The 16,092-nt window shown below is 56.3% G+C and carries 13 protein-coding genes; 7 read left to right on the top strand and 6 right to left on the bottom strand.

Annotated features, from left to right (window positions below; translation table 11 throughout):
* Window positions 1–358 precede the first annotated feature (358 nt).
* The 3 genes from JFT66_RS27310 to JFT66_RS27300 all read left to right on the top strand — a co-directional run bounded on the left by JFT66_RS27310 (window position 359) and on the right by JFT66_RS27300 (window position 4,340).
* The gene (locus JFT66_RS27310; RefSeq protein ID WP_034116581.1) at window positions 359–865 is read left to right on the top strand and encodes a sigma-70 family RNA polymerase sigma factor; all 507 of its coding nucleotides are present in this window, start codon (window positions 359–361) and stop codon (window positions 863–865) included.
* On the top strand, window positions 865–1,809 hold the full coding sequence (locus JFT66_RS27305; RefSeq protein ID WP_034116582.1) for a FecR domain-containing protein: 945 nt from the start codon (window positions 865–867) through the stop codon (window positions 1,807–1,809). Before JFT66_RS27310 ends, JFT66_RS27305 begins: the two co-directional genes overlap by 1 nt.
* Before the next feature lie 92 nt (window positions 1,810–1,901).
* A complete protein-coding gene (locus JFT66_RS27300) occupies window positions 1,902–4,340 on the top strand; it encodes a TonB-dependent siderophore receptor (protein WP_198860499.1) in 2,439 nt (812 codons plus the stop codon).
* 19 nt (window positions 4,341–4,359) lie between these two features.
* Here JFT66_RS27300 and mnmE read toward each other — a convergent pair whose 3' ends face one another.
* From mnmE to rpmH, 5 genes are all read right to left on the bottom strand, one after another.
* On the bottom strand, window positions 4,360–5,730 hold the full coding sequence (gene mnmE, locus JFT66_RS27295; protein ID WP_034116584.1) for a tRNA uridine-5-carboxymethylaminomethyl(34) synthesis GTPase MnmE: 1,371 nt from the start codon (window positions 5,728–5,730) through the stop codon (window positions 4,360–4,362).
* A 79-nt stretch (window positions 5,731–5,809) separates the two neighbouring features.
* Window positions 5,810–7,492: a membrane protein insertase YidC gene (yidC, locus tag JFT66_RS27290; protein ID WP_034116585.1), complete on the bottom strand. Its 1,683-nt coding sequence runs from the start codon at window positions 7,490–7,492 to the stop codon at window positions 5,810–5,812.
* A 2-nt stretch (window positions 7,493–7,494) separates the two neighbouring features.
* The gene (gene yidD, locus JFT66_RS27285; protein WP_080752880.1) at window positions 7,495–7,740 is read right to left on the bottom strand and encodes a membrane protein insertion efficiency factor YidD; all 246 of its coding nucleotides are present in this window, start codon (window positions 7,738–7,740) and stop codon (window positions 7,495–7,497) included.
* Window positions 7,733–8,140, bottom strand: coding sequence for a ribonuclease P protein component (rnpA, locus tag JFT66_RS27280; protein WP_020302575.1), 408 nt, complete (start codon window positions 8,138–8,140; stop codon window positions 7,733–7,735). The genes yidD and rnpA overlap by 8 nt, the downstream gene beginning before the upstream one ends.
* Window positions 8,141–8,153: 13 nt before the next feature.
* On the bottom strand, window positions 8,154–8,288 hold the full coding sequence (rpmH, locus tag JFT66_RS27275) for a 50S ribosomal protein L34 (protein WP_003213577.1): 135 nt from the start codon (window positions 8,286–8,288) through the stop codon (window positions 8,154–8,156).
* Window positions 8,289–8,873: 585 nt separating this feature from the next.
* Here rpmH and dnaA point away from each other — a divergent pair.
* From dnaA to gyrB, 4 genes are read left to right on the top strand one after another with little or no spacing between them, the layout of a single operon-like run.
* Entirely contained in the window at window positions 8,874–10,391 is a 1,518-nt protein-coding gene (gene dnaA, locus JFT66_RS27270) for a chromosomal replication initiator protein DnaA (protein WP_198860498.1), read from the top strand.
* A gap of 38 nt (window positions 10,392–10,429) precedes the next feature.
* Window positions 10,430–11,533, top strand: coding sequence for a DNA polymerase III subunit beta (dnaN, locus tag JFT66_RS27265; protein ID WP_034116587.1), 1,104 nt, complete (start codon window positions 10,430–10,432; stop codon window positions 11,531–11,533).
* 20 nt (window positions 11,534–11,553) lie between these two features.
* On the top strand, window positions 11,554–12,657 hold the full coding sequence (recF, locus tag JFT66_RS27260) for a DNA replication/repair protein RecF (RefSeq protein WP_198860497.1): 1,104 nt from the start codon (window positions 11,554–11,556) through the stop codon (window positions 12,655–12,657).
* 4 nt (window positions 12,658–12,661) lie between these two features.
* The gene (gyrB, locus tag JFT66_RS27255) at window positions 12,662–15,079 is read left to right on the top strand and encodes a DNA topoisomerase (ATP-hydrolyzing) subunit B (protein WP_034116589.1); all 2,418 of its coding nucleotides are present in this window, start codon (window positions 12,662–12,664) and stop codon (window positions 15,077–15,079) included.
* Between the two features lie 102 nt (window positions 15,080–15,181).
* Here the strand turns inward: gyrB and JFT66_RS27250 are convergent, their stop codons facing one another.
* Window positions 15,182–15,904 (bottom strand): response regulator transcription factor, encoded by a 723-nt coding sequence (locus tag JFT66_RS27250; RefSeq protein WP_034116590.1) that lies wholly within the window; start codon window positions 15,902–15,904, stop codon window positions 15,182–15,184.
* Window positions 15,905–16,092: the final 188 nt, after the last annotated feature.

The following is a 16,092-nucleotide window of genomic DNA, read 5'->3' as shown; positions in this document are numbered from 1 at the left end:
CCTTTCTGTGGATAGATTCCTGTAGGCCTTTATTTACGCTGTGTACAGAGATTCAAAAGTCTGTGGTCATGTGCCAATGAGGCCCTTGGATAAGTGCTTTAAGCCTGTGGATTAAACAGGTGGTTATCCACAGAGGGGTTTTTGCTCAGGTTTCAGGCCCTGTTATCAACTGGGCACAGGCGCGGTTATTCACAGGGCTTAATCCACAGAAATGGTTGAAAAGGTGTGTATTTCGCTCACGCCGAGGCTAACCAAATCCTCTAATTCTTGGGTAAGCGCACAAAAGTAGAGATCTATTGTCGGATACAGCAGGTCGGTTAATAATAGCGATTATCATTAACTTGACTTGTCATTCCCTATGTCCCCTCCTTCACACACCGTCGCCGTCCAGCACATCTATGAGCAACACCATTCCTGGTTGCACGGGTGGCTCAAAGGCAAGTTGCATAACGCCTGCGATGCGGCCGATGTGGCGCACGATACGTTCGTGCGGATCTTGGGCGGGCGGCATGCGGCGCAAATCGTTGAACCACGAGACTATTTGGCGACCATCGCCAGGGGCCTGGTGATTGACCGCTATCGTCGGCACTCGATCGAACAGGCCTACAGACAAACGCTGGCTGAACGGGCTGAAGCCACCACCATCAGCGAAGAAGACAAGGCCATCATCATTGAGACCCTGGTGGCTGTGGATAAAGCCCTGTCTTCACTCGGCGAACGTGCGCGGCGGATCTTCATGTTGTCGCAGATCGAGGGGCTGACTTATCAACAGATCGCGGATCGGTTGCAGGTATCGCTGACCACTGTGAAGAAGCACATGATCCGTGCCTTGACGGAATGTTCGCTGATCATGGCCAGCCGGTAATGGCGATTCCCGATCGCCAGACCTTCGAGGCCGCCGCCAGTTGGTATGTGCAGTTTCAAGCCCAACTGCCTACGCCCGTAGAACGCCTGGCCTGGCAACAATGGCTGAACGCCGATCCGTCACATCAGGCTGCGTGGAACCAGATGGAACAATTGCAACGCAGCCTTGGCGCGCTGCCCCAGGATTTAACCCGCCGCGCCTTATCAACCACGCAGCAACGTCGCCAGGTGCTGAAGTGGATGCTGGTGCTGGGCGGTACCGGGTACTTGGGCTGGAATGTTCAGCAGCACACGTCCCTGGGCAATGTCTGGGCTGACTACCGGACTTGCGTGGGTGAACACCGACGTATCGAGTTGGCTGATGGCACGCAACTTGATCTCAACACCGGCACGGCGATTGATGTGGTATTCGACGCAAGCCAGCGTTTGATCCATCTGCGCGAAGGTGAAGTACTTATCCGCACCGGCAAATTAGGTGTGCAAACGCCCTTTTATGTCGAAACACGTCAAGGCCGCATCCAGGCATTGGGTACTCGATTCACCGTGCGCCAGCTGTCGAGTTCCACGCGTGTCGGAGTTCTGGAGGACCGGGTGAGCGTGTCGCCCGCTGACCAGCCCAACCACGTCCGCTTGCTCGAAGCAGGTGAAAGCGCTGACTTTGATCGCCAAAATGTGAGCGATAACAGTGCATATAGTGGATCCCAGGCAGCCTGGGTCGATGGCCAGTTGATCGTATTGGATGCTCGACTCGGGAACGTGATCGACGAGCTTGCGCGCTATCGTCCGGGCGTCCTGCAATGCGATCTGGCGTCGGCACGTTTGCGGGTTTCCGGTACGTTCCGCCTGGACTCTACCGATGCAGTGCTGGCCAATCTGCAAGCGACCCTGCCGATTCGGGTGAAGTATTTCACCCGCTATTGGGTGTCGGTGAAGCACATCGGCTGATCGGGAAAAATATCCCACACAGGGGTTATCTTTTTCTTACCTGGCGCGGCCCTAGAGGTAATCACGACGCAACCTTCAGGGCTTACCCACCTATGCGCCTCCCTACCAAGTTCCGCCAGCGACTTTCTTCCCACGGTTTGACCGGCAGCCTGCTGCTCAGTAGCGCGGCCTTGGCCGGTGTTTTGCTGTCAACCGGCGCCATGGCCGCCAGCACGGTGCAACACTACGCCATCGCAGCCGGCCCGCTGGACAATGCCTTGAGCCAATTCGCCGCTAGGGCGAATGTGATTCTGTCTTTTTCACCCCAGCAAACCACGCGCCTGAACACGCCAGGGCTGCAAGGTGATTATTCGGTGGACCAAGGTTTTGCGCTGCTGCTGCAAGATTCGGGGCTGCAGGCGGTAGCCCAGATGCCCGGTAGCTATGTCCTGCAGGCCGCGCCCGCTGGCCAACTTACGCTTGCGACCACCACGGTAAGCACTTATCAACAGGAGGGTTTCAACCAAAAGATCGCCGGTGACGTGGGCTACAAGGCGCAAAACAGCCGCATCGGCACCAAGACCAGTACACCTTTGTCGGAAACGCCGCGCTCGGTATCGGTCGTTACGGGTCAGCGTATCAAAGACCAGAAATCCCAGACCCTGACTGAGGTGCTGGGCTATGTGCCAGGTATTTTTGCGCCACCTTTTGCAGCTGGCGATGGTTTGGCGGGGGATCTGTTTTTTATCCGCGGTTTCAACGCAACGGACTACGGCTACGGCCTACTGAGAGACGGCCTACGCCTACAAGGTAATCGGTATGACACCTCCAGTGAGCCTTACGGCCTGGAGCGGGTCGAGGTTTTCCGTGGCCCGTCTTCTCTGCTCTACGGTGAAAACGCCCCAGGCGGCCTGGTGAACCTAGTCAGCAAACACCCTACTGCCACGCCGCAAGGTGAGGTGCAGCTGGGTTACGGCTCAAATAACCGACGCCAGGTGGGTGTGGATATCTCTGGCCCGCTCAATGACAGCGGCAATATCCTTGGGCGGGTAGTGATGCTCGGCCGCAAGTCCGATACACAGACCGATCACGTCCCGGACGACCGCCTCTACATCGCACCTTCGCTGACGCTGAATTTCGACGACTACAACACGCTGACGCTGTTGGCCAACTACCAGAAGGACCACACCAACCTCGAACTCGGCCTACCGGCGGCTGGCACGTTGCTCACAAATCCAAATGGCAAGCTTTCCAAACACACCATGCTCGGTAACCCGGATTGGAACACCTTTGAACGTGAATCCTGGAGCACCGGCTACGAGTTCAGCCACAGCTTCAACGACGATTGGCAGTTCCGTCAGAATTCGCGCTATATGCAGTCGCGCATCAACCGCCATGAAACATGGCCTGGCACGCTGAATAACCGCGGCTTTGGTACTCAACTGAACATGACCGCCTACGACCGCTACAACAAGTCGATGGTTTACTCCCTGGATAACCAGCTGGAGGGTAAGTTCCAGCTGGGCGACCTGGAAACTACGCTGCTGTTCGGCGCCAGTTATGACCGCACTTCATTTAACCAGGATTGGGACGCAGGCTCTGCCGGCACCATCAATGCATATAACCCCGTGTACCTGCGAGATCCGTTGACCCCTGTGGCTGTGCAAAACACCTTGCTCGAACAGCAGATGAAAGGGGTTTATGCACAGGTCCAGAGCAAGTATGACCACTGGTTATTCCTGCTCGGCGGCCGTCAGGACTGGGTCGACAGTGATTTTCGCGACAAGGTGAACAAGGCCAGCAACACCGGCTCCGAAGACCGCAAGTTCACCTACCAGGGCGGGGTGATGTACCAGTTCGACAACGGCCTAACGCCGTATGTCAGCTACTCCACCGGGTTCGTCCCGGTGCAGCAGATCTCCAACGCCGGCTCACCGTTGAAGCCGATCACCAGCAGCCAATATGAAGTGGGCGTGAAATACGAGCCGATCGGCTGGGACACCGCGATGACGCTATCGGTGTATGACTTGCGCAAGCAGGACGACACTTACCTCGATGCCACCACCAACAGCTATCGCCAAGTCGGCGAAAGCCGGGCCAAGGGGGTGGAAGTTGAGGTGAACAGCAACCTCACGCCCAACCTGAACGTGACAGCGGCCTACACCTACACGGACGCGCGGATTACCAAGGATTCGGCTACCTCGCTGGTTGAAGGGCATCAGATGACGGGTGTTCCACGTAATCAGGCGTCGGTGTGGGGCAAGTACCGTTTCCTCGATGGTCAACTCAAAGGTCTGTCCCTGGGCGGCGGTGTGCGTTACTTCGACAGTACCTTTTCCTACACGGCCCCCAGCCTATACGGGAAATTGGATGCGGGCAGCGTCACGCTGGTGGACGGAGCGGTTGGCTATCAGATCGACAAACACTGGTCGGTCGATCTAAACGCCAAGAACCTGTTCGACAAGGAATATGTATCTGGTTGCAACGATGCGGGGCGTTGCTACTGGGGTGACAGCCGTACCTTGCTCGGTACGGTGTCCTACAACTGGTGAGGCACTGTGGATAACTCGCTTATTTACCAATGCAAAAGCTGGAGAAGATCCGCCCCAGCAAATCATCGGAGCTAAATGCGCCGGTAATTTCCCCCAACAGCTGCTGCGCCTGACGTAAATCCTCAGCCAGCAGCTCCCCTGCCCCTGCCAGTGTCAATTGAGCCCTACCGTGTTCCAAGGCTGCGCTCGCGTGGCGCAACGCCTCCAGGTGCCTGCGGCGCGCACTGAAGCTGCTTTCCGACGTCTGCTCATAGCCCATGCAAGCTTTGAGGTGCTCACGCAGCAATTCCAGGCCCTCTCCCGCCGATCTGGCGCTCAGACTGATGGTGACGTGGCCATCCGTGCTGGTTTCCATCGCAATCGCTTCACCCGTCAAATCGGCTTTGTTGCGAATCAGCGTGACCTTGCCCGGGTCTGGCCGTTGCTCAAGAAACTCTGGCCATAGGGCAAAAGGATCCACAGCCTCAGGCGCCGTGGCATCTACGACCAGCAGCACCCGATCGGCTTCGCCGATGGCTTTGAGTGCGCGCTCTACGCCAATTTTTTCGACCTGGTCATCGGTATCACGCAAACCCGCAGTGTCGACCACGTGCAGCGGCATGCCGTCGATGTGGATATGTTCGCGCAGGATATCCCGGGTCGTGCCGGCAATCTCGGTGACAATGGCTGCTTCACGCCCCGCCAGTGCATTGAGCAGGCTGGATTTGCCCGCGTTTGGCCGGCCCGCTATCACCACTGTCATGCCGTCCCGCAGCAAGGCACCCTGCCCGGCTTCGCGCAGGACTGTGGATAACTCGTCGCGAACCTTATCCAGCATCGCCAATACGTGACCGTCGGCGAGAAAGTCGATTTCTTCCTCCGGAAAATCAATCGCCGCTTCAACGTAGATGCGCAAGCTGATCAGTTGCTCGGTCAAGTTATGCACACGTAGGGAAAAAGCGCCCTGCAGCGAGCGCAATGCATTCCGTGCGGCTTGTGCGGAACTGGCTTCGATCAAGTCAGCAATGGCTTCAGCCTGGGCCAGGTCAAGCTTGTCGTTTAAAAATGCGCGTTCGCTGAATTCGCCAGGGCGGGCCAGGCGGCAGCCCAGTTGCAGGCAGCGGTGCAACAACATATCCAATACGACCGGGCCGCCGTGACCTTGTAATTCAAGGACATCTTCGCCGGTGAAGGAATTAGGCCCCGGGAAATAAATCGCCAGACCCTCGTCCAAAACGCTTTCGTCAGCATCCAGGAACGGACCGTAATGCGCATAGCGCGGCTTCAATTCGCGACCGCTGATGGCCTTGGCTGCAATGCCGGCAAGCGGTCCGGAAATACGAACGATACCCACACCACCTCGACCCTGAGCGGTGGCCACAGCAGCGATGGTTTCACGAGGAGCACTCATCAGCAGGTTCCAGAACAAAAGTGACGGAAAGCAAAACGCCCCACTAGGGGGCGTCTTGAGTGGTTATCCACAGAGTAAATTACGCCTCGGCTTTTTTGGTAGCCGCTTCTATTTTACGTGTGATGTACCACTGTTGAGAGATCGACAACACGTTGTTGACCACCCAGTACAGTACCAAGCCAGCAGGGAACCACAGGAAGAAGAAGGTGAAGATGATTGGCATCATTTTCATTACCTTGGCCTGCATCGGATCCGGCGGTGTTGGGTTCAGACGCTGCTGGATAAACATGGTAGCGCCCATGATGATCGGCAGGATAAAGAACGGGTCTTTGATCGACAGGTCAGTTATCCACAGCATGAACGGCGCCTGGCGCATTTCCACGCTTTCCAGGAGTACCCAGTAAAGGGACAGGAACACCGGCATCTGCACCAGAATCGGCAAGCATCCACCCAGCGGGTTGATCTTCTCTTTCTTGTACAGCTCCATCATGGCCTGCGACATTTTCTGCCGATCGTCACCATGTTGTTCTTTCAGCGCGGCCAGTTTAGGTGCCACGGCACGCATACGGGCCATCGACTTGTAGCTGGCTGCCGACAGTGGGAAGAAAATCCCTTTGATCAGCATGGTCAGGAAGATAATCGACCAGCCCCAGTTACCGACGATGCTGTGGATATGTTGCAGCAACCAGAAGATTGGCTGGGCAATGAACCACAGAATACCGTAGTCCACAGTCAGCTCCAGACCTGGGGACAACTCTTTCAGTACGGCCTGGCTTTTCGGGCCGGCGTACAGAGTGGCGCTGGTTTCAGCCTTGGCACCTGGAGCGACGCTCAACGCCGGGCCGGTAAAACCAATGATGTAGTTGCCTTGGCTGTCTTTACGGGTCTGAACCAGGTTGGCTTCACCCTTGTTCGGGATCCAAGCGGTCACGAAGTAGTGTTGCAACCAGGCAACCCAGCCACCTTGAACGGTTTCTTTCAGCGAACCCTTGTCGATATCTTTCATCGACACTTTTTTGTACGGCTCACCACTTGTCCACAGGGCGGCGCCCAGGTAAGTCGCGGTGCCGGTGGCGGTGCTGGAAGAAGGATCGGAGCTGCCATCACGCTTGAGCTGGGCAAACAGGTTGCCACTCCAGGGTTTGTCGCTTTCGTTGTCGATCAGATAAGTGACCTTCAAGTCGTACAAACCACGGGTAAAGCTGAAACGCTTGATGTAGTTGATGCCGTCGAGGCTGAATTTCAGGTCGACGTTCAACTGGTTCTGGCCGTCAGCCAGTTGATAAGTCTTCTGTTCGGTCGAATAAACCGGACGACCGGTAGCACGAGCATCCGGACCATTGGTGCCGGTCAGGCCACTTTGCGCCAGATAAACACGCTCGCCACCGTTATCGAACAGTTGGAACGGAACATCCGGATGGTCTTGGCGACGTGGATACAGCGGCAGTTTCAACTGCGCGATATCACCACCTTGCGGGTCGATAGCCAGGTCGAGCACATCCGTTTTCACGTGGATGAGGTCTTTATTGGTGACCACTGGCGTTTCTACAGGGGCGCTGGTTTCGCCATTCGCGCTGGGAACATCGGCATTCGCGGACGCATTATTACCCAGCGGGGCGTCCGGAATAGCCGGCGCGGCCTGATTGGTAGCAACATTCTGAGTCGGCAGGGCAGCCTGGCCGTAGTCCTGGTTCCACTTAAGAACCATGACGTAGGACACGATTGCCAGGGCGACGATCAGGATCGTGCGTTTAATATCCATGATTACTCGGCCATCGAAGAAGAACGGGAGGTAGGGATAGGTGGAACCGGGTCATAACCACCGGGATTCCACGGATGACAGCGACCTAAACGACGAAAGGTCAGCCAGCCACCGCGCAGAAGACCATGATTTTCTATGGCCTCTAACGCGTAGCAGGAACAACTGGGGTAGAAACGACAGTGGTTTGCCATCAGGGGACTAATGGCATAGCGATAAAACTGGATCGGAACGATTGCCAGTTTACGCATCAAGGCTGTCTACCCCTACAGTTTCGGTGCTGACTGCTGGTGCTGGCTTGTGGGTACGCGCCAAACGTTTCCAGAGCTTGCCGAAATGCTGAATCAATTCGGGGTTTTCTACATCACCCAAGCCTTTGCGCGCGACGATAACAATATCCCAACCAACCAGAGTGTCCTGGTGGAGGCGAAACGATTCGCGCATCAGACGCTTGAGGCGATTGCGCTCAACGGAGAGCTTTACGCTCTTCTTGCCGATCACCAACCCGAGACGGGGGTGATCAAGATCGTTGTTACGCGCAAGGAGCAGGAGATTTTTCCCCGGAACCTTGCCGGTGGGGGAGTCAAAGACTGCCTTGAAATGCCGGGGGGTTAGCAGACGCTTTTCCCGACTGAAGTCCTGACTCACCACCAGTACCGGATTATCAAACTGCCAGACGCGCACGACCTTTGGCGCGGCGACGCGACAGGACAGCACGGCCGTTCTTGGTAGCCATGCGAGCACGGAAGCCGTGAGTACGGGCGCGTTTGATGGTGCTTGGTTGGAAAGTACGTTTCATGGCGTTGTTACCTGGTTCGTCCACAACGGGCCGGAATGGCCCCCGTTTTAAGAGACCGGCGATTCTAGAGAAAGCAAGCCTCTAGGTCAATTTCCAACCAGCTTTTCCTTTAATTAGATCTCCAAGCGGTTATCTGGTCCTACCAGTCATCCAGCTTTCATCAGCGAACCCATAGATATAAAAATAAAGAAGGAAGTTATTTAAAGCTTTTCTGTAAAGCTTATAAAAGCTAGGGGCGCGATCATCTGTGGATAACTACCTCTAGCCCTTGTTCTACATGATGTACAGAGAATGACAACACGGGGGAGAAGCGGTGCTCTGCCTGTGCTGCGCTATCGGATAAGCTGTGTGTGGAATGGGTTGTTATCCACAGGCCAGTTACCCACAGACTTTCGACCCCACTTGTGCAACGAGCTTAAGGGCGCTTATCCACAGAGCTTATGCACAGACCACTGGTCGCCTTTTTCGCGGTTAAGGCATTGATTTTGGCTGCCCTGTGAGCAACCTACATGTGGATAAGTGGGCGGCTGGCCGCTACAATGGCGGCTGTTTTTGCCTCACCGGCTTTCAACTTAGGGGATATCCGTGTCAGTGGAACTTTGGCAGCAGTGCGTGGAGCTTTTGCGCGATGAGCTGCCTGCCCAGCAATTCAACACCTGGATCCGTCCGCTACAGGTCGAAGCCGAAGGCGACGAGTTGCGTGTCTACGCACCCAATCGTTTTGTTCTCGACTGGGTCAACGAGAAGTATCTGAGCCGCGTTCTCGAATTGCTCGACGAACACGGTAATGGCCTCGCGCCCGTGCTCTCCTTATTAATAGGCAGCAAACGTAGCTCGGCACCGCGTGCTGCGCCGAATGCGCCTTTGGCAGCTGCAGCATCGCAAGCCCAGGCCGCAGCGGCACCGGTTGCCGCTTCCGCCGCTCCTACCGCGATGCAGTCCAAATCCTCTGCGCAAAAAAATGCGCCAGCGAATGAAGAGCCGTCCCGTGACAGCTTCGACCCGATGGCGGGCGCCAGCTCCCAGCAAGCACCGATCCGCGCTGAACAGCGCACCGTGCAGGTTGAGGGTGCGCTCAAGCACACCAGCTACCTGAACCGCACCTTTACCTTTGAAAACTTCGTCGAAGGTAAGTCAAACCAGTTGGCTCGAGCGGCTGCCTGGCAAGTTGCCGATAATCCCAAGCATGGTTACAACCCACTCTTCCTTTATGGTGGCGTTGGCTTGGGTAAGACGCACTTGATGCACGCTGTGGGTAACCATCTATTAAAGAAGAATCCGAATGCCAAGGTTGTGTACCTGCACTCGGAGCGCTTCGTGGCTGACATGGTCAAGGCCCTGCAGCTCAATGCAATCAACGAATTCAAGCGTTTCTACCGCTCCGTTGACGCTTTGCTGATCGATGACATTCAATTCTTCGCTCGCAAGGAACGTTCCCAGGAGGAGTTCTTCCACACCTTTAACGCCCTGCTCGAAGGCGGCCAGCAGGTCATCTTGACCAGTGACCGTTACCCGAAGGAAATCGAAGGCCTGGAAGAACGCTTGAAATCGCGCTTTGGCTGGGGCTTGACCGTGGCGGTAGAACCGCCGGAACTGGAAACCCGGGTCGCGATCCTGATGAAAAAGGCCGACCAGGCGAAAGTCGACCTGCCCCATGACGCGGCGTTCTTCATCGCCCAACGCATTCGCTCCAACGTGCGCGAGCTGGAAGGCGCACTCAAGCGGGTCATCGCTCACTCGCACTTCATGGGCCGCGATATCACCATCGAGCTGATTCGCGAATCCCTCAAAGACTTGTTGGCTCTGCAGGACAAACTGGTAAGTGTGGATAACATCCAGCGCACCGTGGCCGAGTACTACAAGATCAAGATTTCCGACCTGCTGTCCAAGCGCCGTTCGCGCTCGGTCGCGCGTCCCCGTCAGGTGGCCATGGCCCTCTCCAAGGAGTTGACCAACCACAGCTTGCCGGAAATCGGTGATGTGTTTGGCGGGCGCGACCACACCACGGTCTTGCACGCATGCCGCAAGATCAACGAACTTAAGGAATCCGACGCGGATATTCGCGAGGACTACAAGAACCTGCTGCGTACACTGACAACTTGATGACACCAGCGCAGCTTATTAAGGCAAGGGACTAGACCATGCATTTCACCATTCAACGCGAAGCCCTGTTGAAACCCCTGCAACTGGTCGCAGGCGTCGTCGAGCGCCGACAGACCTTGCCGGTGCTCTCTAACGTATTGCTGGTAGTCGAAGGCCAGCAATTGTCTCTGACGGGTACCGACCTGGAAGTCGAACTGGTTGGTCGCGTCCAACTCGAAGAGCCCGCCGAACCAGGCGAGATCACTGTGCCAGCGCGCAAGCTGATGGACATCTGCAAGAGCCTTCCGAACGACGCGCTGATCGACATCAAGGTTGATGAGGCGAAGTTGGTGGTTAAGGCCGGTCGCAGCCGGTTCACGTTGTCCACTTTACCGGCCAATGATTTCCCTACCGTGGAAGAAGGGCCGGGTTCGCTGACCTGCAGCCTGGAGCAAAGCAAACTGCGTCGCTTGATCGAGCGTACCAGCTTCGCCATGGCCCAGCAGGACGTACGCTACTACCTCAACGGCATGCTACTGGAAGTGTCGGAAGGCATCATCCGTGCCGTGGCCACTGACGGCCACCGCCTGGCGATGTGCTCGATGCGTGCCGATATTGGTCAGCCGGATCGTCATCAGGTGATTGTGCCGCGCAAAGGTATCCTCGAGCTGGCGCGTCTGCTCACCGAACCGGATGGCAACGTCAGTATTGTTCTAGGTCAGCACCACATCCGCGCAACCACGGGTGAGTTCACCTTCACCTCCAAACTGGTTGACGGCAAGTTCCCGGATTACGAGCGCGTGTTGCCTAAAGGTGGCGACAAGCTGGTGATTGGTGATCGTCAGGCCCTGCGTGAAGCGTTCAGCCGTACTGCGATTCTGTCGAACGAAAAGTACCGTGGCATTCGCCTGCAACTGGCCAACGGCCAACTGAAAATCCAGGCCAACAACCCGGAACAGGAAGAGGCGGAAGAAGAAGTGGGCGTCGACTACAACGGCGGTTCGCTAGAGATCGGCTTCAACGTGAGCTACTTGTTGGACGTGCTGGGTGTCATGACGACCGAACAGGTTCGCCTGATCCTGTCGGATTCCAACAGCAGCGCCCTGGTGCAAGAATCTGACAACGACGACTCGGCGTATGTTGTCATGCCGATGCGCCTGTAATCATGCTCAGCAGAAGCTAGATGTCCCTCAGTCGCGTCTCGGTCACCGCGGTGCGCAATCTGCACCCGGTGACCTTCTCCCCTTCCCCCCGCATCAATATCCTCCATGGCGCCAACGGCAGTGGCAAAACCAGCGTGCTGGAAGCCATCCACTTGCTGGGGCTTGCCCGTTCTTTCCGCAGTGCCCGCCTGTTACCAGTGATTCAATACGAGCAATTGGCCTGCACCGTGTTTGGCCAAGTTGAACTGGCGGAGGGCGGTCATAGCAGCCTGGGCATATCCCGTGATCGCGGCGGTGAGTTTCAAATCCGAATTGACGGGCAAAACGCTCGTAGTGCAGCGCAACTGGCTGAAATTTTGCCGTTGCAGTTGATCAACCCCGACAGTTTCCGATTGTTGGAAGGCGCGCCTAAAATTCGCCGGCAATTCCTTGATTGGGGCGTGTTCCACGTGGAACCACGCTTCATGGCCACTTGGCAGCGCCTGCAGAAGGCCCTGCGGCAGCGGAACTCATGGCTGCGGCATGGTACACTTGATGCCGCTTCGCAAGCAGTCTGGGACCGGGAACTGTGCCTGGCCAGCGACGAAATAGATGAATACCGCCGTGCCTATATCAAAGCCTTGAAACCAGTCTTTGAGCAGACCTTGAGCGAGTTGTTGGATCTCGAGGGACTGACGCTGAGTTACTACCGGGGTTGGGACAAAGATCGTGAGCTGAGTGCAGTGCTTGCGACGTCTCTGCAGCGGGATCAGCAAATCGGACACACCCAGGCCGGACCCCAACGCGCTGACTTGCGCCTTAGATTAGGCGCACATAATGCTGCGGATATCTTGTCCCGTGGCCAGCAGAAGTTGGTGGTGTGTGCGCTGCGTATCGCACAAGGGCATCTGGTTAGCCAGGCCCGACGCGGTCAGTGTATTTATCTGGTGGATGACTTGCCGTCGGAGCTCGACGAGCAGCACCGCCGTTCGCTATGCCGCTTGTTGGAAGACTTACGCTGCCAGGTGTTTATCACCTGTGTAGACCACGAATTATTGAGGGAAGGCTGGCAGACGGAAACGCCAGTCGCTTTGTTCCACGTGGAACAAGGCCGTATCACCCAGACCCACGACCATCGGGAGTGAAGGCATGAGCGAAGAAAACACGTACGACTCGACCAGCATTAAAGTGCTGAAAGGTTTGGATGCCGTACGCAAACGTCCCGGTATGTACATTGGCGACACCGATGATGGTAGCGGTCTGCACCACATGGTGTTTGAGGTGGTCGATAACTCCATCGACGAAGCTCTGGCCGGTCACTGCGACGACATCAGCATTATCATCCACCCGGATGAGTCCATTACCGTGCGTGACAACGGTCGTGGCATCCCGGTAGACGTACACAAAGAAGAAGGCGTTTCGGCGGCAGAGGTCATCATGACCGTGCTCCACGCCGGCGGTAAGTTCGACGACAACTCCTATAAAGTATCCGGTGGTTTGCACGGTGTGGGTGTGTCGGTAGTGAACGCACTGTCCGAAGAGTTGATTCTTACCGTTCGCCGCAGCGGCAAGATCTGGGAGCAGACCTACGTCCATGGTGTGCCACAGGAGCCGATGAAAATTGTTGGCGACAGTGAAACCACCGGTACCCAGATCCACTTCAAGCCCTCGGCTGAAACCTTCAAGAACATCCACTTCAGCTGGGATATCCTGGCCAAGCGGATTCGCGAACTGTCCTTCCTCAACTCCGGTGTCGGCATCGTCCTCAGGGATGAGCGCAGCGGCAAGGAAGAACTGTTCAAGTACGAAGGCGGCCTGCGTGCGTTCGTTGAATACCTGAACACCAACAAGACTGCGGTCAACCAGGTGTTCCACTTCAACATCCAGCGTGAAGACGGCATCGGCGTGGAAATCGCCCTGCAGTGGAACGACAGCTTCAACGAGAACCTGTTGTGCTTCACCAACAACATTCCACAGCGCGATGGCGGTACTCACCTGGTGGGTTTCCGTTCTGCGCTGACGCGTAACCTGAACACCTACATCGAGGCGGAAGGCCTGGCGAAGAAGCATAAAGTCGCCACCACCGGTGATGATGCTCGTGAAGGTCTGACTGCGATTATCTCGGTCAAGGTTCCGGATCCGAAGTTCAGCTCCCAGACCAAAGACAAGCTGGTGTCTTCCGAAGTGAAGACTGCGGTTGAGCAGGAAATGGGCAAGTACTTCTCCGACTTCCTGTTGGAAAACCCGAACGAAGCCAAGCTGGTTGTCGGCAAGATGATCGATGCTGCCCGCGCTCGTGAAGCCGCGCGTAAAGCCCGTGAGATGACCCGCCGTAAAGGCGCGCTGGATATCGCTGGCCTGCCGGGCAAACTGGCTGACTGCCAGGAGAAGGACCCTGCCCTCTCCGAACTGTACCTGGTGGAAGGTGACTCTGCTGGCGGTTCCGCCAAGCAGGGTCGTAACCGTCGCACCCAGGCCATCCTGCCGTTGAAGGGTAAGATCCTTAACGTCGAGAAGGCTCGCTTCGACAAGATGATTTCGTCCCAGGAAGTCGGCACCTTGATCACGGCATTGGGCTGCGGTATTGGCCGTGATGAGTACAACATCGACAAGCTGCGCTACCACAACATCATCATCATGACCGATGCTGACGTCGACGGTTCGCACATCCGTACCCTGCTGCTGACCTTCTTCTTCCGTCAGTTGCCTGAGCTGATCGAGCGTGGCTACATTTACATCGCCCAGCCGCCGTTGTACAAAGTGAAAAAAGGCAAGCAAGAGCAATACATCAAAGACGACGACGCCATGGAAGAGTACATGACGCAGTCGGCCCTGGAAGATGCGAGCCTGCACTTGAACGACGAAGCCCCGGGTATCTCCGGTGAGGCGCTGGAGCGCCTGGTTAACGACTTCCGTATGGTGATGAAGACGCTCAAGCGTTTGTCACGCCTGTACCCTCAGGAGCTGACCGAGCACTTCATCTACTTGCCATCGGTGAGCCTGGAGCAGTTGGGTGACCACGCACACATGCAGGATTGGCTGGCCCAATACGAAGTGCGTCTGCGTACCGTCGAGAAGTCCGGCCTGGTATACAAAGCCAGCCTGCGTGAAGACCGTGAACGTAACGTATGGCTGCCAGAGGTCGAACTGATCTCCCACGGCCTGTCGAACTATGTCACCTTCAACCGCGACTTCTTCGGCAGCAACGACTACAAGACTGTAGTCACCCTCGGCGCGCAACTGAGCACCCTGCTGGACGACGGTGCATACATTCAGCGTGGCGAGCGTAAGAAAGCAGTCAAGGAGTTCAAGGAAGCTTTGGACTGGTTGATGGCCGAAAGCACCAAGCGCCATACCATCCAGCGATACAAAGGTCTGGGCGAGATGAACCCGGATCAGTTGTGGGAAACCACCATGGACCCGGCACAGCGTCGCATGCTGCGCGTGACCATCGAAGACGCCATTGGCGCAGACCAGATCTTCAACACCCTGATGGGTGATGCGGTCGAGCCTCGTCGTGACTTCATCGAGAGCAATGCCTTGGCCGTGTCTAACCTGGACTTCTGAACAGGCTCACTGCTAAAACAAAAAGGCCAACGCTAGCGTTGGCCTTTTTTATTGGCTGCTGATTGAGCCTTTTAAAATGCTCCACGTGGAACATCAATGGTTTTAACTCTCTGTGGCAGTCGCCACGCTCTCTAACCGATACCCGTACCCATAGATCGTCAACAGTTGCCAACCACGGTCCGCCGTCAGCCCAAGTTTGTTGCGCAGACGGTAGATGTGCGTATCCAAAGGTCGTGACGAAACCATTTCCTCGTGGCTCCAGAACCGCTCATACAGATACTCGCGAGACAGCGGTCGGGCCAAGTTGGCGAACAGGCAACTGGCCAGACGGTATTCCCGCTCCGTCAGGTTGATGGGTTTGCCTGCGCGGGTGACGGTCAGTTCAGCGTCGTCGAAGGTCAGATCATTGAAGCTCTGCACTTCCTGGGTAGCCGACTTCTGCAGGCCGTGGCGACGCAAAACAGCGCTGACTCGGGCTTTGAGTTCGTTGGGTCGAAAGGGCTTGCTGACGTAATCATCCGCCCCGCTGTTCAACGCTGTGACGATATCGCTCTCGGCATCGCGACTGGTGAGCATGATCACGGCAGGGGGCGATTCCATGTGCTCGCGGGTCCAGCGCAATAATGCAATGCCCGAGATATCCGGCAGTTGCCAGTCAAGTATCAGTAGGTCAAAGGTTTCCCGACGCAATTGGCGCAGCAGGTCTTCACCGCGTTCGAAGAAATGCAGGGACCATGGCTGCTCCGCAGGGCTGGGAATTTGTCGCAGTGTCTGTTCCACCCGTCGCAATTCGGCGGGTTCGTCATCCAGTATTGCGACTCGCATGGGTGGGTCCTTCCTACAAAAAATACGACAGCTTCAATGGGAGGCACATGCTGCGCAAAGGCCGGTCTCTGAATCTGAATAATTATGGACGGATTCTAAGATCCCTGGTTCTCTCGATACGCTGATATCAACTTCAAGAGCCTTTCTTCCTCAGGGAAAGATACCGACTCCCGTCTATAAGGAAAAGG

This window comes from Pseudomonas sp. MF6755 (assembly GCF_016405635.1).
GTDB classification, from domain to species: Bacteria; Pseudomonadota; Gammaproteobacteria; order Pseudomonadales; family Pseudomonadaceae; genus Aquipseudomonas; species Aquipseudomonas haemolytica.
The sequence above is the reverse complement of the archived record's forward strand: the minus strand, read 5'-3'. Positions and strand labels throughout refer to the sequence as shown.

What these genes read in the sequence shown, in the direction of transcription:
- gyrB (WP_034116589.1), top strand. Translation starts at nt 12,662, where the DNA reads ATGAGCGAAGAAAACACGTACGACTCGACCAGCATTAAAGTGCTGAAA.
- JFT66_RS27250 (WP_034116590.1), bottom strand. Translation starts at nt 15,904, where the DNA reads ATGCGAGTCGCAATACTGGATGACGAACCCGCCGAATTGCGACGGGTG.
- dnaN (WP_034116587.1), top strand. Translation starts at nt 10,430, where the DNA reads ATGCATTTCACCATTCAACGCGAAGCCCTGTTGAAACCCCTGCAACTG.
- rpmH (WP_003213577.1), bottom strand. Translation starts at nt 8,288, where the DNA reads ATGAAACGTACTTTCCAACCAAGCACCATCAAACGCGCCCGTACTCAC.
- yidC (WP_034116585.1), bottom strand. Translation starts at nt 7,492, where the DNA reads ATGGATATTAAACGCACGATCCTGATCGTCGCCCTGGCAATCGTGTCC.
- JFT66_RS27305 (WP_034116582.1), top strand. Translation starts at nt 865, where the DNA reads ATGGCGATTCCCGATCGCCAGACCTTCGAGGCCGCCGCCAGTTGGTAT.
- yidD (WP_080752880.1), bottom strand. Translation starts at nt 7,740, where the DNA reads ATGCGTAAACTGGCAATCGTTCCGATCCAGTTTTATCGCTATGCCATT.
- mnmE (WP_034116584.1), bottom strand. Translation starts at nt 5,730, where the DNA reads ATGAGTGCTCCTCGTGAAACCATCGCTGCTGTGGCCACCGCTCAGGGT.
- JFT66_RS27310 (WP_034116581.1), top strand. Translation starts at nt 359, where the DNA reads ATGTCCCCTCCTTCACACACCGTCGCCGTCCAGCACATCTATGAGCAA.
- recF (WP_198860497.1), top strand. Translation starts at nt 11,554, where the DNA reads ATGTCCCTCAGTCGCGTCTCGGTCACCGCGGTGCGCAATCTGCACCCG.
- JFT66_RS27300 (WP_198860499.1), top strand. Translation starts at nt 1,902, where the DNA reads ATGCGCCTCCCTACCAAGTTCCGCCAGCGACTTTCTTCCCACGGTTTG.